The sequence below is a fragment of the Alistipes indistinctus YIT 12060 genome, from assembly GCF_025144995.1.
Lineage (GTDB): Bacteria > Bacteroidota > Bacteroidia > Bacteroidales > Rikenellaceae > Alistipes_A > Alistipes_A indistinctus.
Genome location: NZ_CP102250.1, coordinates 619,774 through 646,112, shown reverse-complemented (window position 1 = coordinate 646,112; position 26,339 = coordinate 619,774). Strand labels below are relative to the sequence as shown.

Annotated in this window: 26 protein-coding genes; 9 read left to right on the top strand and 17 right to left on the bottom strand. The window is 54.6% G+C overall.

The annotated features are described in order from the left end of the window. Window positions 1-37: 37 nt before the first annotated feature. Window positions 38-754, bottom strand: a complete 717-nt coding sequence (locus NQ495_RS03025; RefSeq protein WP_009134439.1) for a pyridoxine 5'-phosphate synthase — start codon at window positions 752-754, stop codon at window positions 38-40. Between the two features lie 113 nt (window positions 755-867). On the opposite strand from NQ495_RS03025, the gene NQ495_RS03020 reads away from it, so the two are divergent. The 5 genes from NQ495_RS03020 (at window position 868) to NQ495_RS03000 (ending at window position 6,209) form a co-directional block, all read left to right on the top strand. Continuing rightward, window positions 868-1,767, top strand: a complete 900-nt coding sequence (locus NQ495_RS03020; RefSeq protein WP_009134440.1) for an NAD(+)/NADH kinase — start codon at window positions 868-870, stop codon at window positions 1,765-1,767. A 67-nt stretch (window positions 1,768-1,834) separates the two neighbouring features. Beyond that, window positions 1,835-2,557, top strand: a complete 723-nt coding sequence (locus NQ495_RS03015; RefSeq protein ID WP_009134441.1) for an isoprenyl transferase — start codon at window positions 1,835-1,837, stop codon at window positions 2,555-2,557. A 23-nt stretch (window positions 2,558-2,580) separates the two neighbouring features. Further along, window positions 2,581-5,124, top strand: coding sequence for an outer membrane protein assembly factor BamA (bamA, locus tag NQ495_RS03010; protein ID WP_232208916.1), 2,544 nt, complete (start codon window positions 2,581-2,583; stop codon window positions 5,122-5,124). 20 nt (window positions 5,125-5,144) lie between these two features. After that, window positions 5,145-5,651, top strand: a complete 507-nt coding sequence (locus NQ495_RS03005; protein ID WP_009134443.1) for an OmpH family outer membrane protein — start codon at window positions 5,145-5,147, stop codon at window positions 5,649-5,651. A gap of 24 nt (window positions 5,652-5,675) precedes the next feature. After that, window positions 5,676-6,209, top strand: coding sequence for an OmpH family outer membrane protein (locus NQ495_RS03000; RefSeq protein WP_009134444.1), 534 nt, complete (start codon window positions 5,676-5,678; stop codon window positions 6,207-6,209). 303 nt (window positions 6,210-6,512) lie between these two features. On the opposite strand, the gene rplI is transcribed toward NQ495_RS03000, so the two are convergent. The 4 genes from rplI to NQ495_RS02980 all read right to left on the bottom strand — a co-directional run bounded on the left by rplI (window position 6,513) and on the right by NQ495_RS02980 (window position 8,447). Beyond that, window positions 6,513-6,953, bottom strand: a complete 441-nt coding sequence (gene rplI, locus NQ495_RS02995; protein ID WP_009134445.1) for a 50S ribosomal protein L9 — start codon at window positions 6,951-6,953, stop codon at window positions 6,513-6,515. Window positions 6,954-6,973: 20 nt separating this feature from the next. Further along, window positions 6,974-7,243 (bottom strand): 30S ribosomal protein S18, encoded by a 270-nt coding sequence (gene rpsR / locus NQ495_RS02990; RefSeq protein ID WP_009134446.1) that lies wholly within the window; start codon window positions 7,241-7,243, stop codon window positions 6,974-6,976. A 5-nt stretch (window positions 7,244-7,248) separates the two neighbouring features. Continuing rightward, window positions 7,249-7,590: a 30S ribosomal protein S6 gene (gene rpsF, locus NQ495_RS02985; RefSeq protein WP_009134447.1), complete on the bottom strand. Its 342-nt coding sequence runs from the start codon at window positions 7,588-7,590 to the stop codon at window positions 7,249-7,251. A 152-nt stretch (window positions 7,591-7,742) separates the two neighbouring features. Next, window positions 7,743-8,447: a DUF554 domain-containing protein gene (locus NQ495_RS02980; RefSeq protein WP_009134449.1), complete on the bottom strand. Its 705-nt coding sequence runs from the start codon at window positions 8,445-8,447 to the stop codon at window positions 7,743-7,745. 102 nt (window positions 8,448-8,549) lie between these two features. Between NQ495_RS02980 and NQ495_RS02975 the strand changes: the two genes are divergently transcribed. The 3 genes from NQ495_RS02975 (at window position 8,550) to NQ495_RS02965 (ending at window position 12,659) form a co-directional block, all read left to right on the top strand. Further along, window positions 8,550-10,160 carry a fumarate hydratase gene (locus NQ495_RS02975; RefSeq protein ID WP_009134450.1) on the top strand — a complete coding sequence of 537 codons (1,611 nt, stop codon included), beginning with the start codon at window positions 8,550-8,552 and terminating at the stop codon, window positions 10,158-10,160. 278 nt (window positions 10,161-10,438) lie between these two features. Next, window positions 10,439-11,152, top strand: a complete 714-nt coding sequence (locus NQ495_RS02970; RefSeq protein ID WP_009134451.1) for a response regulator — start codon at window positions 10,439-10,441, stop codon at window positions 11,150-11,152. Between the two features lie 184 nt (window positions 11,153-11,336). Continuing rightward, window positions 11,337-12,659 carry an acetyl-CoA hydrolase/transferase family protein gene (locus NQ495_RS02965; RefSeq protein WP_009134452.1) on the top strand — a complete coding sequence of 441 codons (1,323 nt, stop codon included), beginning with the start codon at window positions 11,337-11,339 and terminating at the stop codon, window positions 12,657-12,659. A gap of 162 nt (window positions 12,660-12,821) precedes the next feature. Here the strand turns inward: NQ495_RS02965 and NQ495_RS02960 are convergent, their stop codons facing one another. The 12 genes from NQ495_RS02960 to prmA all read right to left on the bottom strand — a co-directional run bounded on the left by NQ495_RS02960 (window position 12,822) and on the right by prmA (window position 25,288). Beyond that, a complete protein-coding gene (locus tag NQ495_RS02960) occupies window positions 12,822-15,155 on the bottom strand; it encodes a TonB-dependent receptor (protein WP_009134453.1) in 2,334 nt (777 codons plus the stop codon). 105 nt (window positions 15,156-15,260) lie between these two features. Then, window positions 15,261-15,614: a hypothetical protein gene (locus NQ495_RS02955; protein ID WP_009134454.1), complete on the bottom strand. Its 354-nt coding sequence runs from the start codon at window positions 15,612-15,614 to the stop codon at window positions 15,261-15,263. Window positions 15,615-15,698: 84 nt separating this feature from the next. Next, complete coding sequence (locus NQ495_RS02950; RefSeq protein ID WP_009134455.1) at window positions 15,699-16,403, bottom strand: SIR2 family NAD-dependent protein deacylase; 705 nt, start codon at window positions 16,401-16,403, stop codon at window positions 15,699-15,701. An 89-nt stretch (window positions 16,404-16,492) separates the two neighbouring features. Next, window positions 16,493-17,071, bottom strand: coding sequence for a porin family protein (locus tag NQ495_RS02945; RefSeq protein ID WP_009134456.1), 579 nt, complete (start codon window positions 17,069-17,071; stop codon window positions 16,493-16,495). Window positions 17,072-17,252: 181 nt separating this feature from the next. Next, the gene (gene trpA / locus NQ495_RS02940; RefSeq protein WP_009134458.1) at window positions 17,253-18,026 is read right to left on the bottom strand and encodes a tryptophan synthase subunit alpha; all 774 of its coding nucleotides are present in this window, start codon (window positions 18,024-18,026) and stop codon (window positions 17,253-17,255) included. Between the two features lie 2 nt (window positions 18,027-18,028). After that, window positions 18,029-18,649, bottom strand: coding sequence for a phosphoribosylanthranilate isomerase (locus NQ495_RS02935; RefSeq protein WP_009134459.1), 621 nt, complete (start codon window positions 18,647-18,649; stop codon window positions 18,029-18,031). 145 nt (window positions 18,650-18,794) lie between these two features. After that, window positions 18,795-19,601, bottom strand: coding sequence for an indole-3-glycerol phosphate synthase TrpC (gene trpC, locus NQ495_RS02930; protein ID WP_009134460.1), 807 nt, complete (start codon window positions 19,599-19,601; stop codon window positions 18,795-18,797). A gap of 60 nt (window positions 19,602-19,661) precedes the next feature. Beyond that, window positions 19,662-20,657: an anthranilate phosphoribosyltransferase gene (gene trpD / locus NQ495_RS02925; RefSeq protein ID WP_009134461.1), complete on the bottom strand. Its 996-nt coding sequence runs from the start codon at window positions 20,655-20,657 to the stop codon at window positions 19,662-19,664. 199 nt (window positions 20,658-20,856) lie between these two features. Beyond that, window positions 20,857-21,423, bottom strand: a complete 567-nt coding sequence (locus NQ495_RS02920) for an anthranilate synthase component II (protein WP_009134462.1) — start codon at window positions 21,421-21,423, stop codon at window positions 20,857-20,859. Window positions 21,424-21,444: 21 nt separating this feature from the next. Beyond that, the gene (locus tag NQ495_RS02915) at window positions 21,445-22,869 is read right to left on the bottom strand and encodes an anthranilate synthase component I family protein (protein WP_009134463.1); all 1,425 of its coding nucleotides are present in this window, start codon (window positions 22,867-22,869) and stop codon (window positions 21,445-21,447) included. Window positions 22,870-22,874: 5 nt separating this feature from the next. After that, window positions 22,875-24,062: a tryptophan synthase subunit beta gene (gene trpB / locus NQ495_RS02910; protein ID WP_009134464.1), complete on the bottom strand. Its 1,188-nt coding sequence runs from the start codon at window positions 24,060-24,062 to the stop codon at window positions 22,875-22,877. A gap of 398 nt (window positions 24,063-24,460) precedes the next feature. Next, the gene (prmA, locus tag NQ495_RS02905) at window positions 24,461-25,288 is read right to left on the bottom strand and encodes a 50S ribosomal protein L11 methyltransferase (RefSeq protein ID WP_009134465.1); all 828 of its coding nucleotides are present in this window, start codon (window positions 25,286-25,288) and stop codon (window positions 24,461-24,463) included. 45 nt (window positions 25,289-25,333) lie between these two features. Between prmA and xerD the strand changes: the two genes are divergently transcribed. Continuing rightward, window positions 25,334-26,236 (top strand): site-specific tyrosine recombinase XerD, encoded by a 903-nt coding sequence (gene xerD / locus NQ495_RS02900; RefSeq protein WP_009134466.1) that lies wholly within the window; start codon window positions 25,334-25,336, stop codon window positions 26,234-26,236. The last annotated feature ends 103 nt before the right edge of the window (window positions 26,237-26,339 follow it).

The following is a 26,339-nucleotide window of genomic DNA, read 5'->3' as shown; positions in this document are numbered from 1 at the left end:
TAATGCATAAAGTATGGACAAAGGTGCGTGGGCCGGATTATTCCTTCAATTGGCGCAGGTAGAGTTGAATCGTATTCTCCAAGCCCAGGTAGATCGCGTCAGAAATCAGCGCATGCCCGATCGACACTTCGAGCAGGTTGGGTATCGTCCTGGCGAAATAGTGCAGATTTTCGAGGCTCAGGTCGTGGCCCCCGTTGACTCCCAGTCCGTATTTGACCGCCTCTTCAGCCGTCGCAACGAACGGGGCGATCGCTTTTTCACGTCCGGCTGCGTAGCCCGAAGCATAGGATTCGGTATAGAGCTCGATCCGGTCTGCACCGGTTTCGGCGGCATAACGGATCATTTCCGGATCGGGATCGACGAAGATCGAAGTACGGATGCCTTTGGCTTTGAAGGTGGCAATGACTTCGCTGAGGAATTTTTGGTGCGCTTTGGTGTCCCAGCCCGAATTGGAAGTCAGCGCGTCGTGTGCGTCGGGTACGAGCGTCACCTGTGCCGGCAGGACCTCGAGCGCCAGGTCGATGAAACTGTCGATGGGGTTGCCTTCCATATTCAGTTCGGTGGTGATTACTTGCTTCAGGTCGCGGACATCCTGGTAGCGGATGTGCCGCTGGTCGGGACGCGGATGCACGGTGATGCCCTGTGCACCGAACCGTTCCGCATTGAGCGCTGCCTCCACCACGTTGGGAATATCCCCTCCGCGCGAATTGCGCAGTGTGGCGATCTTGTTGATGTTAACACTCAGCTTTGTCATATTTTTCTTTATTTTTGCGGGGTAAAGGTACACATTACGAACGAAAATCACGAACCCGGCGCCCGGGAATTTGCGGGCGGGCGGTTTCATTCATATTCCTAATCCGCTGCCGTATGAAAATTGCCCTCTACAGCCGTGCCCAGGCTTCGCACCGGGCCGGTGAACTTGACCGACTGTTCGGTGCGCTTGCCGGGCATGGCTTTTCCTTTCAGGTCAACGGCGAATTTGCCGGACAGGTGACGGAACTTACCGGACGGCTTTTCGCTCCCGAACAGCTTTACTGCGGTCCCGGCGAGATTGACGACGAGGTACGTGTCCTGATCAGTTACGGGGGGGACGGCACTTTCCTCGAAGCGGTCCGGGTGCTCGATCTGCGGCCGATTCCGATGATCGGCATCAATTCCGGGCGGCTCGGATTTTTGGCCAATATCACGATGGAAGGGCTCGATGCAGCGCTCTGCGACATTCGCGACGGCAATTATGCGGTCGAAGAGCGGACCCTGCTTTCGGCCGAAGGCGACTTCATCGACCGGACCTGTTATCCTTATGCGTTTAACGAGGTAACCATCCAGCGCCACGATACGAGCATGATCGCGGCCGAAGTATTCGTCGACGGCGAGATGATCGCCACCTGCCACGGCGACGGAATGCTGGTTTCGACCCCGTCGGGTTCGACGGCCTACTCGCTGAGTGTCGGGGGACCGGTGGTGGCGCCCGATTGCCGCTGTTTCATCGTTTCGCCCATTGCTCCGCACAACCTGACGATGCGTCCGGTGGTCGTTCCCGATACTTCGCAGGTTACTTTCCGGGTGCATACGCGCGGCGAAAAGTTCTTCGTCTCGCTCGACAACCGCAATTATCTGGCCGGAGACGGAACGGAGCTGAGAGTCAGGAAAGCCGAAAAATCGATTTTTTTGGTGCATCTCCAAAATATATCGTTTTATGATACGTTAAGAAATAAAATGATGTGGGGGATCGACTCCCGCGAGCGGCAAAAGAAAAACGAAAGATAGCCGGCCATTTGGGACGATTAACGGTATAAATGTTATATTTGCACTTTAATTCAGTATCAGTCGCAGTATGGAGCATATGGACCAGAAGAGGATCCCCCGGCATATCGCTATCATTATGGATGGCAACGGCAGATGGGCCCGCCAACGCGGGTTGGATCGTATTTGCGGCCATATCCAGGGTGTCGAGAGCGTTCGTAAAGTGGTGCGTGCCGCAGCCGATTGCGGGGTCGAGTATTTGACAATTTATGCTTTTTCGACCGAAAACTGGGGGCGTCCCTCGCGCGAGGTCGAAGCGTTGATGAAACTGTTGTGCGAAAGTACCGAAAAAGAGACCCCTGCGCTGCTGTCGGAGGGAATCCGGATGCGGTTCATCGGCGACACGGAGGCTCTCTCTGCCGATGTGCAGGAGGCTATCCGCCGCAGCGAAAAAACCACGGCGGACAATACGGGACTGACGTTGCAGATCGCGGTCAATTACAGTTCGCGTTGGGAGATCACCCGTATGGCTCAGCGGGTGGCTGCCGAAGCGGTACGGGGCGGCCTTAAAGTCGAGGATATTACGCCGGAAGTGATTTCCGGCCATTTGGTTACGGCCGGTGTGCCCGATCCCGATCTGTTGATCCGGACGAGCGGGGAGCGCCGGCTGAGTAATTTTTTGTTGTGGCAATTGTCATACAGCGAGCTCTATTTTACCGATGTTTACTGGCCGGATTTCGACGAGCAAGAGTTTGCCCGGGCGATCGAAGATTACCAGCAACGTCAGCGCAGATACGGACTACTAACGGAATAGGTTTGAAGATTACCGAAAGGCATATGAGAAAAAGATTGAGGGCCCTGATGTTCTTGGCGATAGGAGTGGGCTCGGGGTCGGCCGCCGTGGCGCAAGGCCCGGCAACAGCCGTCGATACGACAAAAAAGGCAGGGGTGCCCGATGCACCGATAGCCGACTACAACGCCCCGAAACGCTATATCGTGAACAAGGTGACCGTCTCCGGTGTCAAGTTCCTCGATCCCGAGATTATCGCGAACACCTCGGGGCTGCACAAAGGCGATACGATCATGCTCCCGAGCGACTACATCTCCTCGGCGATGCGTAAAATGTGGAGCCAGCGGTATTTTTCCGATGTACGGATTCTGGCCGAGCCTGTGGGTGACAGCGTCAATTTCGAAATTTACCTGCAGGAGCGCCCCCGTGTATTCAAATGGAATATCGTGGGTGTGAACAAAAGCGAAAAGTCCGAGTTGATCGACAAAAAACTTAAGCTGAAGCGGGGTAGCGAACTTTCTGAGTTCGTGATCAATACCAACAGTGACGCGATCAAGAAATATTTCGACGAAAAAGGCTTCCAGAATGCGGAAGTTTCCGTCGAGCAGGTCAACGATACCACGGTGCACAATGCCGTCAACGTTACTTTTGTCGTAAACAAGAAGAGCCGCGTCAAGATCGGCAAGATCAGTTTCGAGGGAAATGAGGTCTTTTCCGACAAACGCCTGCGCAAGACCTTCAAAAAGACCCACCAGAAGGGTATTAATATTTTCAGGGCTACGAAACTCAAGCGCAAGGAGTACGAAGAGGATAAGGAAAACCTGCTCGATTACTACAATTCGCGCGGCTACCGCAATGCGGTCATCGTCAAGGATTCGATCTATCCGATCAACGATAAGCGTATCGGGATTTCGCTGACGGTGGACGAAGGACGTAAATTCTACTACCGGAATGTCTCGTGGCTCGGTAACAGCGTGTATGACACCAAAACACTCAACGACATGCTGGGGGTGGTCAAGGGTACTGCCTATGACCGCAAGTCGCTGCATAAACAGTTGGGTATCGGCCGGGAGACGAATCCGGAGGAGATGTCCGTTTCGTCGCTTTACCAGAATTCGGGCTACCTCTTCTCGCAGATCGAACCCCAGGAGGTGGTCGTCGGGGAAGATTCCGTGGATTTGATCATCAAAGTGTACGAAGGTAAGCAGGCGCGGGTCAACGATGTGAACTTTACGGGTAACTACCGGGTGGACGACAAAGTGATTCGCCGTGAACTGTATGTTCGCCCCGGCGAATTGTACGACCGTTCGATGCTGATGGCCACGCTGCGCCAGTTGAGCCAGATGCAACACTTCGATCCGGAGAAGTTGCAGCCCAATATCGTTCCCGTATCCAACGAACTGGTCGACCTTTCGTTCCCGCTGGAAGAGAAGGCGAGCGACAAATTCGAGGTTTCGGGCGGTTGGGGTTCCGGTATGTTCGTCGGTTCGGTCGGCGTCCAGTTGAACAACTTCTCGATCCGCAACCTGTTTAAAGGCAACGAATGGCGTCCCTATCCTTCGGGACAGAACCAGCAGCTGGCGATCAAGGGACAGACCAACGGTACTTATTATAAAGCGATCTCGCTGAACTTCACCGAGCCGTGGCTCGGCGGCCGCAAGCCCAATTCGCTGACCATCGGCCTCTATTATTCGGATGAAACCAATGCTTACTATTTCACGCAAAAAGGTACCAAACACTTCCGTACGATCGGCGTGTCGGCCGGTATCGGACGCCGACTTTCGTGGCCCGACCGTTATTTTACGCTCTATAACGAAATCTCGTACCAGGCCTATAACCTGAAAGACTGGGACAACTTTCTGGTGCAAAACGGTACTTCTAATATTATCCAGTTCAAGACGGTATTTGGCCGTAACTCCGTAGACCAGCCGATCTATCCGCGCCAGGGTTCCGATTTCTCGATCTCACTGTCGCTGACTCCCCCTTATTCGTTGTTCGACGGAAAGAATTACGCCGACCCGAATATGTCGAACGAGGACCGTTACCGTTGGATCGAGTTCAACAAATGGTTGCTCAAGGGTAAATGGTATTACCCGCTGAGTGCGAACCGCAAGCTGGTCCTGATGACAGGCGTCGAATTCGGTTACCTGGGGTCGTATAACAAAAACAAACCCTCGCCGTTCGAAGGCTTCGACGTCGGCGGTGACGGTATGACCGGCTACAATGTTTACGGTGTGGACATCATCAAGGTACGTGGTTACGAGAACGGAGGTTTGACTCCTTATTCGACTAACTCGAATACCTATGCGCGAGTGTATAACAAGTATACCGTGGAGGTCCGCTATCCGTTCATCATGCAGCCCAGCTCTACGATCTATGGTCTGGTATTTGCGGAAGGTGGTAACGGTTTTGCGACGTGGAAGGACTTCGATCCCTTCTCGATCAAACGTTCCGTCGGCGTCGGCATCCGTCTTTATCTTCCGATCGTGGGCATGCTCGGTTTCGACTGGGGGTATGGTTTCGACAACCAGGTCGGTTCGTCCAAACGTCACGGAGGCGAGCTGCACTTCATGATGGGGCAAGAGTTCTAAATCCTATAAACCGAACGATTATGAAAAAGTTTCTGTTGTCATGTGCCGTATTGCTCCTCGCTGTAGGCGGAGCTTACGCCCAAAGTTATATCTTTGTCAATTCGGAGAAGGTGTTTAAATCGCAGAACGATTACAATACCGCGATCCAGCAACTTGACGATCTGGCCAAACAGTATCAGAAGAATGTGGACGACGCGTATCAGACGCTGGAGGAGGCTTATAGCAATTATCAGGCCCAGAAGAATTACCTTTCCGAGACGAAACGTGCCGCCAAAGAGCAGGAGATTGTGGAGTTGGAGAAAGAGGTGCAGAAGTACCAGCAGGATGTGTTGGGTCCCCAGGGCGATTTGATGAAGAAGCGCACCGAGCTGATCAAACCGATCCAGGACAAGGTTTTTGCTGCGATAAACCAATATGCCGAAGCGAACAAGTACACGATGGTGCTTGACGTGGTGAACAACCAGACCCTGCTGTACTACTCGCCTTCGTTGGATAAAACCCAAGATATAATCAACCTTTTAAAATAAACCACTTTTTAACGTATTTTCTTTATGAAAAACCTTGTAAAACTAACCTTGCTTGCAGCGCTGTTGTTGTGCGGTAGTACGACTTATGCGCAGAAATTCGGCTATGTCAACTCGCAGGAGTTGATCACTGCCATGCCTGAACGTGATTCGGCCCTGTCCAAATACCAGAAGTTCGCACAAGACCAGCAGAGCCAGTTGGAGACGATCCAGGTCGAATTCAACAACAAGTATCTGGATTATCAAAAGAATGCCGAGACGCTGAGCGAATCGGCCAAACAGCTCAAAGAGCGCGAACTGCAGGATCTCCAGAAACGTTTCGACGACTTCCAGCAGGTTGCCGAACAGGATGCGCAGAAAATGCAGCAGCAACTGATGGGGCCCGTAATTACGAAGGCCCAGGATGCGATCAAGAAAGTGGCCCAGGCTGCCGGCTATACGATCGTATTCGATGTTGCGGCCGGTGCAATGGCTTACTACAATGAGGCTACCGTAACCAATATTCTCCCGTTAGTTAAAAAGGAACTCGGCATTGTGGACAAACCTGCAGCTGCGAAATAATCAAATTGCTGTCCGAAATAAAAAAGGCAGGCCCGCAGGCCTGCCTTTTTTATTTATTGACTGTTTGGAGGGGAATGTTTTGGGGTCAGTGTAGTGATCTCCGGAGGGGGGCTTGGATCCGATTGGCCGGATGGCAGATTTTCTTCAAAATGGAATAGAACCGTACCTCGGATTTCAGGACAGCTTGTTGAATCGGGTCGACAGGATAATTGAATTGGATGGACTGGATAATGCGAGAATCTCTCTGAAATAAGACAGGCGACTCGTATGAGCCGCCTGTCTTGTATGAAGCGGGATATAAGATTACTCTTCTGCCACAACACCGAACTTTACGGTGCCCTGGATACCCTTGTAGATTTTTACGGTCGCTTCGTACTGTCCGACCGTCTTCACTGCGTCCAGAGCGATATTTTTGCGGTCTACCGAGATGCCTTGTTTCTCGAGGGCCTCTGCCAGGTTGGCTGCGGTCACCGAACCGAAGATGCGGCCTTCCTCTGCCTTGGCGGTGATGGTCAGCGTTACTTCGGCGAGTTTGGCTGCGAGCGCTTCTGCGTCGGCAACGAATTTGGCCTCTTTGTGGGCACGCTGTTTCAACGTTTCGGCCAGCACTTTCTTGGCAGACTCGGTGGCGCTGATGGCATAGCCCTGCGGAATGAGAAAATTATTGGCATAACCGGGCCGAACATCCACGATATCATCGGCGTAGCCCAGTTTCTCAATGTCTTTCTTAAGAATTACTTGCATGATGGGTCCTCCGGTTTTGATTATTTGAACATATCGGTTACGAACGGCAGAATGGCCAAGTGGCGGGCACGCTTAACGGCGGTAGCTACTTTCTTCTGGAACTTCTGCGAAGTACCGGTCAGGCGGCGGGGCAGAATTTTACCCTGCTCGTTGAGGAACTTCTTGAGGAATTCAGCGTCCTTGTAATCGACATACTTGATACCGGCTTTTTTGAAGCGGCAATATTTTTTCTTTTTGACCTCGACGGTGGGAGGATTCAGGTATCTGATCTCTGATTGATTCTGTGCCATGGCTCTTACTCTTGTTTAGCGGTGTTTTTGTTTCTGCGTTTTTCGGCGTACTCAACGGCGTACTTGTCCATTTTGAAAGTCAGGAAACGGATCACGCGTTCGTCGCGGCGGTACTGGGTTTCGAGCTTTTCGATGATGTCGCCCTCACCCGTGAACTCCATGAGGTAATAGAAGCCGGTGGTCTTTTTCTGAATCGGGTAGGCGAGCTTGCGCAGGCCCCAATCCTCTTCGCTGATGATCTGACCGCCGTTTTCGGTGATAACACCGCGGAATTTGCTCACAGCCTCTTTGACCTGTACATCGGACAGAACCGGCGTGGCAATGAAAACGGTTTCGTAATGGTTCATAATGCGATTTTTAAAAGTGTTTGGTAAAAATGAGCCACAAAGGTAGTGATTTCTCCGGGAAAATCAAATATTTCGATAAGCTTCTGCTGATTTCCTTCCCGCTACTGTTGTCCGGGAGCTTTGCGAAGTTGAAGGCGCGGCGTTCCTACTCATTAAATACCTGACGGCCAAAGGTAGGCGAGTATGACAGCCACGATCAGTGCCGGCAACAAATTGATGATGTTGATCTCTTTGATCTTGAGAATGTTGATCCCTAACCCGATCAGCAGGATACCGCCTACCCCGGTCAATTCGGCGATCATGCTCCCGGACATGAACCGCATCATCGCCCCGGCGAAGAGCGTCAGGCCGCCCTGGTAGATCAGCAGCGGCACGGACGAGAAAAGAATGCAGATGCCGAACGACGAGGCCAATGCTATGGAAGAGATCCCGTCCATAATCGATTTGGTCAGCAGCAGACGGGGAGTCTCGCCCGAACCCTCTTCAATCGCTCCTAGAATCGACAGCGAGCCGACGCAAAATAGCATCGTAGCGGTTATCAGTCCCTCGGTGAAGCGTGAGGATGATTGAGTTTCTGCGGTCTCTTTTTTTGCGATTCGCTGCAGCCGCTCCGTGAGCTGGCGCAGGTGTCGGTCGAGGTTTAGTGCCTGGCCGATCAGTCCGCCGATCACGAGGCTGAGCACGGCAAGCAGCAGGTTCGCCGACTTGAGCGACATCGAGATACCGATCGCCAGCGTAAAGAGGCCGATTCCCTGGAATACGATCTCCACGCTTTTTTGCGGAAGCCGCGAGCGGATCAGTACGCCCGCGAGCGTACCCAGTATGATCGCGGTGGCGTTGGCTATGGTTCCAGTCATCGTTACGAAGCGCTTTTGTTCCGGCAAAAGTAACGAAAAACAACCAAATATTTTTACCTTTGCATATCCGAATTTCATCCAACACAAATCAATAACGAAGATATGTCAGAGTTCAAGTATCAGGAGCCGTTTCCGTTGTCGGCCGACACAACGGAGTATCGCCTGCTCACGAAGGATTACGTGAAGGTGGTCGAATGCGACGGACGCAAAGTGCTTAAGGTCGACCCCAAAGGTTTGGAACTGCTTTCCAAAGAGGCTTTTGCCGACGTATCGTTCTACCTGCGTGCTGCACACCTGCAGAAACTGTCGGATATCCTCAAGGATCCCGAAGCCACTGACAACGATAAGTTTGTCGCTTACACGATGCTGATCAACCAGGTCGTATCGGCCCAAGGCGAACTGCCCACCTGCCAGGATACCGGTACGGCGATCGTGATCGGCAAGAAGGGCGAGAACGTGTACACCGGTGCCGATGACGCCGAGATGCTGTCGAAAGGCGTTTACGAGACTTACCGCGACCGGAACCTGCGCTATTCGCAGGTGGTGCCGTTCTCGATGACCGAGGAGAAGAACAGCGGGACTAACCTGCCGGCCCAGATCGACCTTTACGCCACTCCTGGCGACGAATACAAGTTCCTGTTTATCACCAAGGGCGGGGGATCGGCCAACAAAACGTTCCTCTACCAGCAGACCAAAGCGCTGCTCACCGAGGAGAACCTGACTAATTTCATCAAATCGCATATCATGGACCTCGGCACGGCGGCTTGTCCTCCGTACCACTTGGCCATCGTGATCGGCGGTACGTCGGCCGAGGCGAATCTCTCGACCGTAAAGAAGGCTTCGGCCGGTTACCTCGACCACTTGCCTACCAGCGGTAACGAGGGCGGTCGCGCGTTCCGCGACCTGGAGTGGGAGCAGAAGGTCCTGAAAATTTGCCAGGAGAGCGGCGTGGGTGCCCAGTTCGGCGGCAAATACCTCGTGCACGACGTGCGCGTCGTTCGACTCCCGCGCCATGCGGCGTCCTGCCCGGTCGGTATCGGCGTGAGTTGCAGCGCCGACCGCAACATCAAGGCGAAAATTACCGCAGACGGTATTTTCCTCGAACAACTTGAAAAAAATCCTGCCCGCTTCCTGCCTAAGGAAGCTCCGAATATGCAGCCCGCCGTCGAGCTCGATCTCGACGAGGGTATGGACAAAGTACGCGAGACGTTGTCGAAGTATCCGGTCAAGACCCGTTTCAATGTCAAGGGCACGCTGGTCGTGGCGCGCGACATTGCCCATGCCCGCATCAAGCAGATGATCGATGAAGGGAAACCGATGCCGGAATATTTCAAGAAACATCCTATCTATTACGCCGGTCCCGCGAAGACTCCGCAGGGCATGGCTTCGGGCAGTTTCGGCCCGACGACCGCAGGCCGTATGGACCCCTACGTGGACCTTTTCCAGAGCCTCGGCGGTTCGTTGGTGATGGTGGCCAAGGGTAACCGTTCGCAGGCCGTAACCGATGCCTGCAAGAAGCATGGCGGTTTCTACCTCGGTTCGATCGGCGGTCCGGCCGCTGTGCTGGCCAAGGATAGCATCAAGTCGGTCGAAGTGGTCGATTTCCCGGAACTGGGCATGGAGGCTGTCCGTAAGATTTATGTCGAGAATTTCCCCGCATTCCTGCTGGTGGACGACAAGGGCAACGATTTCTTCGCAGCATTTAAAAAATAAATAGGATTCGGTACGTCCGGAATGTGTATCCGAAGGTGTAATGTCTGTCGGGCGGGAGAAAGTAACCTTTCTCCCGCCTGTGTTTTGTGAAATAAACATTTCTAAACACAATGAGTCCGTTCGTTTCGTGGAAAGGGAAAAAAGCCTATCTTCGTCTGGTTTTATTTGTAATTTTGGTTTTCAGTTAATCGTAGGGGTGTTTTATGCTTTGTTTTTACGTGTCATGAAGCAGATCGGGGATTATTGCTTTCAGGGTAGCGCAAATCCTCTCGAATTTCATGACCGGCGCAATTAAGTTTACCAAACAGGGATATATAAAAATGGGATTCCAGATCGTACCTCAGAGTGTAAGACTTTATGCAGGGGATACCGGTTGCGGAATGACCGAAAATGAGGTCAACCGCGTGTTCAACCGGTTTGAAAAATTCAATATGTTCGAACAGGGTACCGCCCAGGGCACCACGATTGCCAAGGCGATCGTGGAGATTTACCACGGGGAGATCGGCGCGGTGTCCTCACCCGGCAAAGGCAGCACTTTCTGGGCGATTCTTCCGTTGAATACCGGAACGGACGACCATGCGGACGACGGGGCCGGACATGGGGGAGAGAACGTGTCCGGTCAGAAAGTGAGCGACTGCGATTGTGCTACGGTACGGATTCTCGTTGCCGAGGACAACGACAGCAATTATATGCTGGTCAAAGTATTGTTGAAAGGGTATAACCTTACGCGGGCCTGCAACGGACGTGAAGCGGTCGAGCTGGCCGGACGCGAGAAGTTCGATATTATCCTGATGGATATCCGGATGCCGGAGATGGACGGCGCGGAAGCTACGCGGCGAATCCGGGAATTCTGTCCGGCTATTCCGATCATCGCGGTTACGGCGAATGCGTTCGACGAAGACCGCAGGCGCGCATTCGAGGCGGGAGTCGATGATTTCCTGACCAAACCGCTCAGCAAAGCCAAATTATTCGAGACAATCAACCGGTATTGACCGGGCATGGCCTGAAAGCCCCGCTGTCGGATGGCATGCGTATTTGCGTATGCCATCCGATGTGCAGTGGTATGAATATGCCCGATCCGACGATTATTTGCCGGAAAATCGGTTTTGGATGTGAAAAATGTTTAAATTTGCATTTCCGTTTAAGAATCGTCAAATCTAACTCAAAATAACCACCATGAAGAAACAAATTAAATATGTATCGGCTGCCGAGGCGGTCAGGGTGATCAAATCGGGAGACCATGTCCATTTGAGCAGCGTGGCCAGTGCGCCGCAGTGCCTGATCCAGGCCATGTGCGACCGTGGCCGCAACCATGAGCTGAAGGATGTACATATCCATCACTTGCACACCGAAGGCCCCGCGCCTTATGCCGATCCCGAATTCGAGGGCGTGTTCCAGCTCGATTCGTTTTTCGTTGGCGGCAACGTGCGCAAGGTGACGCAGTCCGGTTACGCCGATTACATTCCTGTTTTCCTGAGCGAAACGCAGAAACTTTACCGCAGCGGCGTACTGCCCTGTAATGTGGCGATGATCCAGGTGTCGGAACCTGATGCGCACGGTTACGTGTCGCTGGGTACTTCGGTCGATGCTACGCTGGCCGCCGTCGAGTGCGCCGAGCATGTGATCGCCGTGATCAATAAATATGTTCCCCGTTCGTTCGGCGATGCCTTCATTCATGTCGACGATATCGACATTTTCGTGCAGGACGACAAGCCGCTCGAAGAGGCTCATTTTTCGGTGCCCAACGAAATCGAAACCGCTATCGGTAAGAACTGCGCGGCGCTGATCGAGGACGGTGCCTGCTTGCAGATGGGTATCGGTGCCATTCCGAACGCCGTACTGGCGCAGCTGGGTAACCACAAAGACCTGGGTATCCACACCGAAATGTTTGCCGATGGCGTGTTGCCGCTGGTGGAGAGCGGGGTGATCAACGGCCGTAACAAGGCTATCGACAAAGGAAAGATGGTTTCCACCTTCCTGATGGGATCGCAGAAAGTGTATGACTTTATCGACAACAACCCGGGCGTAGCGATGATGGATGTCGGCTATACGAACGATCCGTTTATCATCGCCAAGAACCCGAAAGTGACCGCGATCAACTCGGCGTTGCAGGTCGACCTGACCGGACAGATTTGTGCCGATTCGCTCGGGACGAAGTTCTATTCGGGTGTCGGCGGCCAGATCGACTTCATCTACGGCGCTTCGCGTTCCGAGGGCGGCAAGGCGATTCTCGCGATGCCTTCGGTAACGAACAAGGGGGTGAGTAAGATCGCTTCGACGCTGACGCTGGGCGCCGGTGTCGTGACGACCCGTGCACACGCTCATTGGTTCGTGACCGAGTACGGTGCGGTGAACCTGTACGGCAAATCGTTGCAGGAGCGTGCCCGCCTGATCATTTCGGTGGCTCACCCCGATCATCAGGAAGAGCTCGATAAGGCTGCTTTCGAGCGCTACGGAGCACACCACACTTATATCAAAGCCACTACGCAGACTAAATAAAGCGGAGGGTTATGCAAACAACAGCCCCGGAACCTTCAAGTTCCGGGGCTGTTTGTATTTGGGTGTCGTTACGGTTCCGTTGTCTCGGGAAATAGCTGAAAGTATTTTTTGAAACAGGACGGATTTCCGTATGAGGGGCGGAACTGTATTCCGGAATGTGGCTTAAATGGAGAATTTTATACCGACGAAATACATCCTCGGCAGGGAAGGGCCGTAGACGTAGTCGGCGTCTTTGAACGCTCCGTAATCGAGGTCTTTCTGGTAGGCATCGAAAATGTTTTTGACTCCGGTGTTGACCTCCAGGTCGACAGCTTTCCCGATCCGGAACGTATAGGCCAGTTTGATACCCATATCCCAGAACGATGGCGTGTTTTGTTCCAAATCCGTTTCGTTTGTTCCGTCGCTGAGGATATGTTTGACAAGCATCGAACCCGTGTAGGTGCCGAATAGCGAGGCTTTGAACCTGGGCGTGATATCGAACAGCGAGGTGAGGTAGCCGTAGTGGTCGGGCGCACGGAACATTTTTCGTTGCGGAGCCAGTTGGTCGGACCATCGTTCGGGGGTGTCGTAGCGACTGGATTGCAACGTATACCCTAACTGAAGTTCGAATCGGTGTGGAATGCCGATTTTTCCTTCGAAGTTGACGCCGGCCACGGTTGCGCCCGATCCGTTGCGGCGCTCCCAGTAGACGATGCTGCCGTCTTCGTTTTCACCGATCCGTACCAACGTGAATACATTGTTGAGCATTGTGTAGAATCCTTCGACGAGCAGGTTGGCCTGGAGGCGTCCGAAACTGTGGTAGAGGTCGGCCGATGCACTGACACTGTGCGAATATTCGGGCTTGAGCCCTTTGGCCAACCGTATCAGCGCGAGCGCTCCCCCCACGGCTTCGATGTGCAGGTCTTCGTTGTAGGCCTGCGGGGCGCGGTAGCCGCTCGAATAACTGACCCGCAGTCCGACCTGCTCGCTGGGACTGTAACGGATGTTTGCCCGGGGGCAAAGCACCACGTGCTCCATGAGGTTGTGCTTGTCGAGGCGTGCCCCGACGAGCAGACTCAGTTTTTCGGTTTTCCACTCGTTCTGCAGGTAACCGCCGGTGACATGGGTTTGCTGCGTAAAATCGCGGTCGAGGCTCATGTAGTAATCGTGCAGGTCGTTGTAGTTGTATTCGATCCCGGCGGTCAGTTCCGCAGGCATGAACCACAGCCGGTCCATCGTGTAGGTGTATTGAGTACCGATTGCAAAGGTTTTGTCGTTGGTGTGGCCGTAGGCATCCGGATTTTTCTGGGCGCCGTAATAGCTGGCGCGGCGGATGCCCTGTCCCGAAGCGAAAATCTCCCAGCGGTGTTTGTAGTTCGGAGAGAAGGTATTGAAGCGCAGGCCGCCGCCGTCGATCTCGTGGTCGAGTTGCTCGGCGATGTCGGCTTCGTGGGGAGGGCGGTCGAACAGGTTGCCGCCGCGGCGGAACTCGTGGATATGGTGGTATTCGGCACTGAGGCGCGATCGGTCGCCGGTCCGGTAATAACCCCGGAATCCGAGGGTTTGGGCGTTAATTTCCGGAATGTCCGAAAATCCGTCCCCGTTACGGTCGTACCAGTCGCGGTTTTTCAGCATGCCGAAGAGGTAGACGCCTGCTTTACGATCATCCGAAACGAGCGAGGCGTTGAGCGATGTGTTGATGTCGGTTTTTCCGCCGGGCAGCACACTGGTCGTGTTGGCCAGCGAGGCGAAGTTGCGCAGCGGTTCTTTCGTAATGATGTTCATTACGCCGCCGATGGCGCTCGATCCATACAGGGCCGATCCCCCGCCGCGGATCACCTCGACCCGCTCGATCATGCTGACGGGCAGCTGTTCGAGCCCGTACACTCCGGCCAGGGAACTGAAAACGGGACGGCTGTCGATCAGGATTTGGGAGTATTGGCCTTCCAGTCCGTTAATACGCAGTTGGGTCGTGCCGCAGTTCCCGCAATTGTTTTCGACGCGCAGGCCCGGCTGGAAATTCATTCCTTCAGCCAGTGTGGCAGATGAAGTCCCTTCGAAGAGTTTGGCCGACGAAACGTTGACGATGATGGGAGCCTCTTTTTTACTGGTTTCGTTCCGGGTGGCCGATACGACTACTTCGTCGAGTGCTACGGCGTCTTCTTCCAGGTCGAAATTGACCTCGAGCAATTTATCTGCTTGTGTAGTGACTTTTTTTTCTTCGGTTTTATATCCGAGCATGGAGGCTTCCAATACCAAATCGCCGGCGGGCAGGTTCTTGAGCATATAGTGCCCTGTTGCGTCGGTCGTGGTGCCCAAGGTCGTCCCTTTTACAGTGATGCTGATATAGGGTAAATGTTCTTGGGTGGTTGCGTTCCGGACATGGCCGGTGATGTTGGCATCGGTTACCGGTTTGGGTGGGTGCGAAGTGTGGTCGGGCGAGCCGTCGGCCGCTGCCAACGACGGGAGATGCAGCAGCGTGATAGCGACTGCAGCTACAATATGTTGTGTTTTCATATGGATAAGGTGGGATCGATCCCGTTATCGTTAGACATGGATATGCTAACCCCCGTAGCGATGGGCTGGGGGCATAAATTTGGACATTGGAGAATGTCGGGATGTCTAATGGACGGGAGGGGCCCGCAGTGACGGGACGGAGACGGCCCGTACGAAATGGATCGGGGTGTGGCACGGTTTCATCCGGGCTGCCCGGAGAGCGAAGGTCCGGAGCAACGCATAAAACGATGCGGCCAGCATCAGAATCAGCGTCAGCTGGGCGATCGTTGCGAAACCTGTCGTGGTGTGGGTGTGATTTCCCGTATCGGGAGTTTGGGAATAGGGATGAGAGTGGGTGATTCGTATCCCGTTGACAATGTGCGTGTGATAAAAAAGAGTCGCCCCGGCCAGGTACCCGACAAAAAGTACGAGCAGCCAACCGGCCAGAATACGTCTGATCTTATCCGCGAATTTTCTCATCGTTCAGGGTCGCTCCGGGCAAAGATAGCATAAAATGGGAAGCTGAAAAATAGGACGGGTGATTCTCCCGGTCGCAGGGCGGATTTATTTTTGTCCGAATGTGTCGATTAATTTTTCGGTCAACAGCGGCATGCCTTCGGCAGCGCGCATTCGGATTGCTTCGAGCGGATTGCGGATGCCGCGCATGTCGGGTTCGTTCGGATCGACCAGGTAGACCGGTACGTCGGGACGGATATAGCGCACCAGCGATGCAGCCGGATAGACGGCCAGCGACGTGCCGACGATCACGAAAATGTCGGCAGTCGAGGCGATTTGCGCCGCCCGGTCGAACATCGGTACGCTCTCCCCGAAGAAGACCACGAACGGCCGCAACAGCGAGCCGTCCTTGCAGCGGGTATCGTACTCCTGTTTCCAGCCTTCGATCGGGACGGTGAGGGTTTCGTCGATGCTGCTGCGCAATTTGCGCAGTTCGCCGTGCAGGTGTGTGATACGGCTGCTGCCTGCCCGTTCGTGCAGGTCGTCTATATTCTGGGTGATTACCTCGACCTCGAAATAATCCTCCAGCCGGCGGATGGCGAGGTGGCCTGCATTCGGTTCTTTCGAAAGCAGCTCTTTGCGCCGGATGTTGTAAAAATCGATCACCAGTTGCCTGTTTTTCGCCAGGGCTTCCGGTGTGCAGACATCCTCGATCCGGTATCTGTCCCACAATCCGTCCGCGTCGCGGAATGTGGAGAGTCCGCTGTCGGCACTCATGCCGGCACCGGTGAAAACGACGATTTTCTTGCTCATGACGGAATTGATTTGTCCTTGCAAGTTAATAAAATCGTAAAAAAAAGAGCCGCGAAGCGGCTCTTTTTGGTAATTCTGTCGGGCTCGGGTTAGAACCTGTAGCCGACCGTCAGTGCGAATACGCTGTTGCGTGAGGTCCCCTCGGTAGACAAAACGTTCGATACTCCGATATTATAGCGGGCTTCGAGGATGATTCCGAACGGGCAATCATACGAGATACCGATCGGAATGGCGAAGTCGGCACCGTGCAGGGCACCCGATATATCCTCTTTGTCCGTGTGTCCGTCACCTTTTGCCACCGCTTTTCCCGAAAGCAGGAATCCCGGCTGGATACCGGCTTTGACGGCCAGGCCGTCAAAAATATAATAATTGGCCAGAATCGGGACATTCAGGTAGTTAAGACGGGTTTTGGATCTCACATCGTCCGTCTTTCCGAAACTTACGCCCTGGCGTGAATAGAGTGCGTCCACCGAAAGCGCGAACTTTTGGGTGAAACGGTAGTCGGCAAAAGCGCCCACTACGAATCCGGTTTTCGATTGACCTTCTTCGCTGTTGGTCATTCCCGTGATATTCAGACCGCCTTTAACACCCCAGCCGAAACCGGTCTGTGCCGATGCTGCCGTGCAGATACCTACCAGCCCTAAAGCAAAAAAGAGTAATTTTTTCATAATCTAATAATTTCTAAATTAATATAACATCACAAAGATAATGTTTCTCGGGATTTTTTGTTGGTGTAAAAGCAGACATTTTTTGTGCCAATTATCTCTTTTTATCCTATTCCCGTTTCAGAGAGCCCTGCATGCCAGTGGAACCGGGTCTGTAAAGCTGCATCGTCCGGTCCGGCGGGAATTACAAACCCAGGTTCAGGAAGAGCGTTTCGACCGCTTCCTGAATCGTGGGGCGATGGCCGAGCGCCTGGATGAATCCGCTGCCGACAATCGCTCCTGCGGCATGTCGCTGTGCAGCCCGTAACGTTTGGGGATTCGATATTCCGAAACCGATGAGCCGGGGATTGCGCAATTCCATTGCATTGATACGCTCGAAGTAACGCAGCGTCTCGTCCGGAAAACACTCCTGCGTGCCGGTCGTGGCGGCGGTCGAGACCATGTAGATGAAACCGTCGGTGTGTTCGTCGATCAGCCGGATGCGCTCTTCGGAAGTTTCGGGAGTGATCAGCATGATGAAACGGAGTCCGTAGCGGTCGGCCAGCGGTTTGTAATCGCGCAGGTAGTCTGCCAGCGGTAGGTCGGGCAGGATTACGCCGTCGATTCCTGTCTCCGCGCACCTTTTGCAGAACGCTTCGATCCCGTATTGCATGATCGGGTTCAGGTAGCCCATCAGGATCAGCGGGATCGACACGTCGCGCCGGATATCTTTCAGCTGATTGAGCAAAATTCGCAAGGACATGCCGTTTTGCAATGCGGTGTGGCTGCTGCGCTGGATCGTTTCGCCGTCGGCCATCGGATCTGAAAACGGGATGCCGACTTCGATCAGGTCAGTGCCGCGTGCGGCGAGCGTGCGGATGATTTCGGCCGTGTCGCCGAGGTTCGGGTATCCGGCGGTGAAATATACCGACAGGATTCCGGTGGGTTTTGTCTGGAAAAGATGATCTATTCTGTTCATGATTATAACGTTTTTAGTTGTTCTATAAAAGGTTGCAGCAAACCGCACTCTTTGTGTCCGGGTTTGCTTTCGAAAAGGCTGTTCACGTCTACGCCTGCCAGTTGCGGATGTCGTACTGCCTGCAGTCGCTCCGCATCACCGGGTCCTATACCCCCGCTCAGCAGGAACGGCGTTTCCCCGGAGTAGGCGTTCAGTATATTCCAGTCGAACCGGCGTCCCGACCCGCCGAATCGTTCGGTTCTCGTATCGAAGAGCAATGCCGTGCAACAGCCTTCGTACCGTTGCGTTTCGGCAAGGTCGGCTTCGGTACGGACTGCTATGGCCTTGATGACGGGAAGGATGCGGTTCAGGCGGCGGCATTCCTCGGGCGTCTCGTCCCCGTGTAATTGCGCATAGTCGAGCAGGTAGTGCACAGCGGTTCGGATTACCTGCTGTTCCGTTTCGTTGACGAATACGCCCACACGGCGGATCGGGCGCGGGAGCGCCCGGACGCTCTCTGGCGACAAGTCGCCTGCATACCGGGGCGATAAGGGGTAGAAGATGAACCCCATGTAATCGGGGCCGAGCGCCGCTACCGCGCGGATGTTCTCGGGTTCGCGCATGCCGCATATTTTCAGTTTCATCGGTTTGGTATCGTATTATTGGTGTTTCTGTGTCGGTTTCGATGAACAGACCCCATTGTTTCCAGTACCTCGGGGGAAGTCGGTGGAGGAGTGTTCAAGCCGTAAACCTTTTCCTGTCGCGGGAGGATTCTATGGTTAACAGTGGTTATGCCGGGCCCTCCGGTTGCGCGGTTTCGAGCTTTTCGATAAAGTCGTGCAGAGCCGCCCCCGGATCTGGTTGCTTCATAAAGTTCTCGCCCATCAGGAAGCCTTGGAATCCGGCAGAACGGAGTTGCCGCACGGTGCGGGGATCGGAAAGGCCGCTCTCGGAGATTTTAACGAAACGCTCCGGAATGCGCCCGCCCAGTTCGAACGAGCGTGCCGGATCGGTGCGGAAAGAGCTCAGGTCGCGGTTGTTGATCCCTGCTACATCCACCTCGTCGCAGAGGTGCCCGAGCTCCTGTTCGTTGTGGATTTCGAGCAGTACTTCCAGCCCGAGCGAGTGCGCGTATCCGGCCAGCGACCGGACGTTGGCCGGGGTCAGTGCCGCTGCGATCAGCAGGACGACGTCGGCTCCGGCGATCCGGGCTTCGCAAATCTGGTACGGGTCGATGATAAAATCTTTGCGCAGGATCGGTATCGATAGGTTTTTGCGTGCCGGGATCAGGTCGTCGAGGCAGCCTGCGAAATAGTCGCGGTCGGTCAGTACCGAAACGGCAGCGGCTCCGGCCCGTTCATAACTTGTGGTGATCCCTGCGGTATCGGCTTCCTGTTTGATAAAGCCTTTCGACGGCGATTTGCGTTTGAACTCTGCGATAATGCCGGTCGGGGATGCGAGCAGGGCTTTCCGGAACGAAACGGCCTGCCGTGTTAGGACGGAAGCTTCGGCTTCGATCCGGGCCATGCTTTTGACTGCCTGTGCGGAGGTAATTTCCCTGCGCTTTGTGGCGATGATCTGTTCGAGGATATTCATGGGAGTCGGTTTTCGGGGGAATAGGGGAATGAAGGGAATTTTGGAAGGCTAACGGATGGGTTACGAATTGAGTTCGATGAATTTGCGGAAAGTCGCTCTGGCCCGCCCGCTTTCGACCGTTTCTCGTGCAAGTGCGACGCATGTTTCGATCGGACGCTTGGTGTCGAACGTGCGGATGGCATAAGCGGCATTGGCGATCACGGCATTTTTTTGCGCTTCGGATGCGGTATTGTCGAGTACCCGGTCGAAGATTGCGGCAGCCTCGGCAACTGTCTCCCCGCCGTACAGGTCGCCGTCGTGGCAGCGTTCGAAGCCCAGGGCCTCGGGTGAGACGATCTCCTCGCCGTCGTTCGAAAAGAGTTTGAAGTCGTCTGTCAGCGAAATTTCGTCGTAACCGTCCAACGAATTGACGATCGTATAGCGTGTGTCGGTTTGTTGGTAGAGGTAGTTGTAAAGCCGGCCCAGTTTCAGGCTGTAAACCCCGAGCAGTTGCCGGTGCGGTATCGAAGGATTGACCAGCGGTCCCAGGATATTGAAGAAGGTGCGCACACCGAGCGTCTTCCGTACCGGGGCGACGGCCTTCAGGGCGGGATTGAAGAACTGTGCGTGCAGGAATGCCATGTTGCAGCCGTCCAGCGAGCGTTTGAGCCGGTCGATTTCACGGGAGAATTTTACGCCGTGCGCCTCGATGACGTTCGACGAACCGCTCACGGAAGTCGCTCCGTAGTTGCCGTGCTTGACTACCGGAAATCCGGCTGCGGCGGTTACCACGCAGGCTGCGGTCGAAATGTTGAAGGTATTTTTGTTGTCTCCGCCCGTACCGACGATGTCGATTGCATCGTAGTCGGACAGGTCGACCGGTACGCGCATTTCAAGCAGCGCTTCGCGGAATCCGACGAGTTCGTCGAGCGTAATGCTCCGCATCAGGAATACCGTGATGAAGGCGGCGATCTGGCTGTCGTTGTACTGTCCGCGGGCCATGTTCAGCAATACGTCGCGCGCTTCGTTACGGTCGAGGTAGCTGTTTTCGAAAAGGCGGTATAGGAGATTTTTCATAAAGCTTGTTTATCGTTGTTGTTTCTTGTCGTTTGTGCGATCCGTTTTGTCAGGGGGATCGAGCGGATTCCTTTTTGATGGTGGTGCCGGGCCGGTTGCGTGTGCTTGGTACATCCGCAATGTTTCCCGGTGTCTGGCTGGCTGGATTTTAAGTGCTGAGCGGACGCGGTTGCTTTGACAAAAGTTTGTCGGGTGGAATTTATATTTTCAACCAGTTTTCGATCATTTTCCGGCCGTCGGGCGTGAGTACCGATTCGGGATGAAACTGCACTCCGCGCACGTCGTAGCGCCGGTGTGCCAGGGCCATGATCTGTCCGGCTTCGTCTTCGGCCGTAATTTGAAGTTCATCCGGCAGTCCGTCGCGGCTGACGATCCACGAATGATAACGTCCCGCATCGAATTCCGTTGGCACTCCTGCGAAAAGCGGGTCGGGCGCCGTAATCCGGATACGGCTCGCGATGCCGTGGTAGACATCCGTGAGGTTCTTGAGCGAAGCCCCGAATGTTTCGCCGATCGCCTGTTCGCCGAGACATACGCCGAGGATGCTTTTGCTCGGTGCGTACTCCCGGATCAGTGGCAACAGGATGCCCGCTTCGGAAGGAATGCCGGGGCCGGGCGAAAGAATGATCTTGTCGAAGCGCCCGACTGCTTCGAGTGCGATCCGGTCGTTGCGGACTACCGTGATGTCGTCCGCCCCGGCCTCGCGTAGCAACTGTACGATATTGTATGTAAACGAGTCGTAATTGTCGAAAACCAGTAATTTCATCGTCGTAAGCGTTTGGTGCGGTTAATTCTTCAGTTCGTTTGCCAGTTCGATCGCTTTGCGCAGTGCGCCGAGTTTACCTTTGCCTTCGAGCAGTTCGCTTTCGGGATCGGATTTTGCGACGATGCCCGCTCCTGCCTGAAAGTGCAGTACGTTGTCCCGGCTGAGGAAAGTGCGGATCGTGATGGCCTGGTTCAGGTTGCCGTCGAAACCGATATAGCCGATGCAGCCGCCGTAGATACCCCGCGCATGGCTTTCGATCTGGTCGATCAGTTGCATGGCCCGTACTTTCGGCGCTCCCGAAAGGGTGCCTGCCGGGAATGTGTCGGCAAAGAGGCGGATGCGGTTCGTTTCGGACGCCACCCGACCGCAGACACGCGAAACCATGTGAATGACGTGCGAGTAGAACTGGATCTCCTTGTACGACTTGACATACACGCCGGTCGTATTGCGGTTCAGGTCGTTGCGAGCCAGGTCGACCAGCATGACGTGTTCGGCGTTTTCCTTCGGATCGTCGAGCAGCCTGAGCGCCAGTTCGCGGTCTTTCGCGTCGTCGCCCGTACGGCGGAAAGTGCCAGCGATCGGATCGATCGTCGCGGTGTCGCCTTCGATTTTCAAGTGTGTTTCGGGGGAGGAACCGAAAATACGGTACGATCCGAAATCGAAATAAAAGAGATAGGGCGACGGATTGATCGAACGCAGTGCCCGGTATACCTTGAAATCGTCACCGCGGTACTCCTGCATGAACCTTCTGGAGAGCACGATCTGGAACACGTCGCCCCGCAGGCAGTGTCCGATTCCTTTGCGGACCATCTCCTTGTACTGTTCATCGGTGATCGGTGATGAGACGCCGCCTACGGTATGGAAGTCGTACGAAGGAAAATTCTTGCTTTGCAGTACGCTCATCAGGCGATCCATTCCGCTCGCCGATCCTTCGGGCCGGTTCTCGGTAACGGTCATTTCGCCCCGCAAGTGGTTCACCGCAATGACATAGCGGTAGAGGATGTAGACCATTTGCGGTACTTCGTCGATCGACGGTTTGGTAATCCCTACACTCTCGAAATGGGATACACAGTCATAAGCCGTGTAACCGAACAGTCCGTTGATGCGTCCCTTGTCTCCCTGTACGTCGAAGCGGGCGAGGAAGCGGTTCATCCGCTCGCTCAGCGGGTGTGCCGGGTCGACCGCAAACTGTTGTACGCGGCCGTCCGGATATTGTTCCGTGATTGTGTCGCGCTGGAGCGCGAACCGGGCGATCGGCTCGACGCCGATGAACGAATAGCTGTTTTCCGAAGTGTGGTAGTCCGAACTTTCGAGCAGCGCCGATTCCGGAAACAGGTCGCGGACTTTGAGGTAGATACCGACCGGGGTTTGCAGGTCGGCGAGGAAAGTGCGGCTTTCGGCCTGGATGCGGACGGCTTGATCCGGAGAGGTTTTATCAGGTTTCATCTTCTTTACCGGTTGAAGAGTTTGACGTAGGTTTCCATATCCTTGTCGCCCCGGCCCGAAACGGTCACCACGACCACCTCTTCGGGCCGGAACTTTTTGCATCCGAGTGCCGCCAGCGCGTGTGCCGATTCGAGCGCCGGGATGATTCCTTCGAGTCGGGTCAGTTCGAATGCGGCATCTACGGCCTGCCTATCTGTGACGGCCAGCACTTCGGCGCGGTGCGTGGCGGCTAGGTGTGCGTGCAGCGGTCCGATTCCCGGATAGTCCAGCCCCGCTGAGATCGAGTAGGGTTCGGTAATCTGCCCGTCTTCGGTTTGCATCACCAGCGTGCGGCTGCCGTGGATAATGCCTTTACGGCCCAGGTGGATCGTTGCGGCCGACTGGTCCGTGTCGATGCCCAGCCCGGCGGCTTCGGCGGCGACCAGTTTCACGCGGTCGTCCCTGAGGTATTCGTAAAACGTCCCGGCGGCATTGCTGCCTCCCCCGACGCAGGCGACGAGGTAGTCCGGGTAGTCGCGTCCCTGTTGCGAAAACAGTTGTCGTTTGATTTCACGGCTGATAATCGATTGCAGCCGGGCCACCATATCGGGGTAGGGATGCGGGCCGACCGTCGAGCCGATGATGTAGTAGGTGTCAGACGGGTTGCAGCACCAGTCGCGGATAGCCTCGTTCGTCGCGTCCTTGAGCGTTTTGTTGCCGCTGGTGACCGACCGCACCTCCGCACCGAGCATCTGCATTTTCTGTACGTTGAGGTGTTGCCGCCGGATGTCGGTCTCGCCCATGTAGACGATGCACTGCATGTTCATCAGTGCGCAGACCGTTGCGGTCGCCACGCCGTGCTGGCCGGCGCCCGTCTCGGCGATGATCCGCGTTTTGCCCATCCGCCGTGCGAGCAGGATTTGTCCCAGTGTGTTGTTGATCTTATGCGCGCCGGTATGGTTCAGGTCCTCGCGCTTGAGGTAGATTTTCGCACCGTATTTTTCCGAAAGCCTCCTTGCATAGTATAACGGGGAGGGGCGTCCCACGTAATCGCGCATCAGAGTGTCGAGTTCCTTTTGGAAACCCTCTTCCGAGATGATGTTCAGATAATTGTTGCGGAGCGTTTCGACGTTTGCATAGAGGATTTCGGGGATGTACGCACCGCCGAAAGTGCCGTAGTAGCCGTTTTCGTCAACATTGTATTCCATGGTCATTATCGGTTTTGTTTGTTTTCCGGATTGGAAGGGTGAGGTGCTTTTTCAGGTTTTATGGGGCAAAGTAAACGGGGTAAAAAAAGAAAGGCTGTCGTGAGTTCGACAGCCTTTCGGTATAGTTCTGATGATTATCTGCTAATCCATCCACATACATACACGCATCCGACACTCACGACTTGTTAGTTGCGAGCGCCACCACCAGAAATTGCTGTTCAGTGCGATGCGGTTCATGGATTCGGTCTGTTTTGTTACGTGCGGTCGCGATGGACCGGCTTGGGGTTCGTTTGTCGCAAATTAAAGCAACGGATGTGCAAAATGCAAATTTTTCGATGGAAAATTTCAGCGGATAATAATCGTGTGGGAATTAAATGTCGTTCGATGAACCTGTTATTGGGACGTTAATTTTTTGTGAAACGAACCGCAGCCCAGCCTTTGAGCAGCCGTTTCCCGCCGAAATCGAGACCCAGTGTCCCGGCTTTTTCGACGATACACGGGATGTCCGCCTCCAGAATGCCGCTCATCACGAGCCGTCCGCCTGCGGGCAGTGTAGCGGTGTAGGCATCCATATCCGCGAGCAGGATGTTGCGGTTGATATTGGCCAGGACGAAGTCGTAACGGCGTCCGGCAAGCAGCGATGCATCGCCCTGCCGAGGCGTGATGCGGTCTTCGAGCCCGTTCGCTGCGATGTTTTCACGGCTGTTCGCATAGGCCCACTGGTCGATGTCGATCGCGTCCATCCGTGCAGCGCCTTTTTTTACCGCGAGGATCGACAGTACCGCGGTTCCGCTGCCCATATCCAACCCGCAGAGTTCGTCCAGCGGCATGTCGAGGATCTCTTCGACCATCAGTTGTGTCGTGGCGTGATGGCCGGTACCGAACGCCATTTTGGGCATGATGACGATGTCGAACGGCAGGTCGGGACGCGGTACGTGGAACGGTGCGCGGATCGAACAGCGTCCCTCGACCTCGATCGGCTCGAAATTCGACTCCCACACCTCGTTCCAGTTCCGGTCGGCGATCAGTTCGGTGCCGAAACTCGCGCCGCTCTCCTGCAGCAGGTTCTCTACTTCTTCTCGGCAGGCGGCGAAATCGGTTTCGCGGATATAGGCATGCAATACGCCCTCCTGGTCGTCGAAACTGTCGAACGGCCAGTCGCTCAGTTGTGCGATGAAGATTTCCGACTGTTCGGAGTCGTTTGTGCGGATGTTCAAATCAATATAATTCATCGTCCGAAAGGGTTTGGATTGCTGCAAATTTACTAATTTTGACGTATGGGTTGGGATAAAGAGCTGAAAGATTATCGCTATTACCTCAAGTTGGAGAAAAAACTCTCCGACAATACGGTGCGTGCCTACCTGCACGACCTCTCGCAGATTGCCGACTACATGGAACGGGAGTTTTCGATCGCCGAGCCCGAGTTGGTGACAGCAGGCCAAATCGAGATGTTCCTGTCGCATTTGTACGATACCGGCGTCGAAAAAGCGACGCAGGCCCGCGTATTGAGCGGGATCAAAAGTTTTTTCAACTATTTGATGCTGAATGACCGGATCGAGGCGCTGCCCACCGAGTTTATCGATGCGCCGAAGATCGGACGCAAACTGCCCGACGTGCTTTCATTCGATGAAGTCAATGCGATCATCGGCTCGGTCGATCTGAGCAACCGTTTCGGGCACCGCAATAAGGCGATGCTCGAAACGCTTTACAGCTGCGGCCTGCGCGTCAGCGAACTGGTGACGTTGCGCATCAGCGACCTCTTTTTCAAGGACGGATTTATCCGTGTAATCGGCAAAGGCGACAAGCAGCGGTTGGTGCCGGTCAGTTCCACGGCGGTCCGGTTGATCGAATATTATCTCGATCAGCGGGCTTCGCTGCCGGTGGATGAACACCATGCCGATACGCTTTTTCTGAACAACAAAGGGAAGGGCCTGACCCGTGTGATGGTTTTCCACATCATTCGGGAGTGTGCGAAGGCAGCCGGGATTACGAAGAAAATCAGCCCGCACACGTTCCGCCACTCCTTCGCCACGCATCTGCTCGCCGGGGGGGCCAGCATCCGCCAGGTGCAGGAGATGCTGGGCCATGAATCGATCCTGACGACCGAAATTTATACGCATCTCGACCGCGAGAGTCTGCGCGGGAGTATCGAACACCATCATCCGCTGTCGGACTACTGATTCGGGCATTGCGGTTGCCGGCCGCAGGGCGCTTCTTTTCCATCCGGGTCGCCGATTGCCTTTTTTGACTGGGCCGACGTCATCCGGCGCGGGAAATGAATGG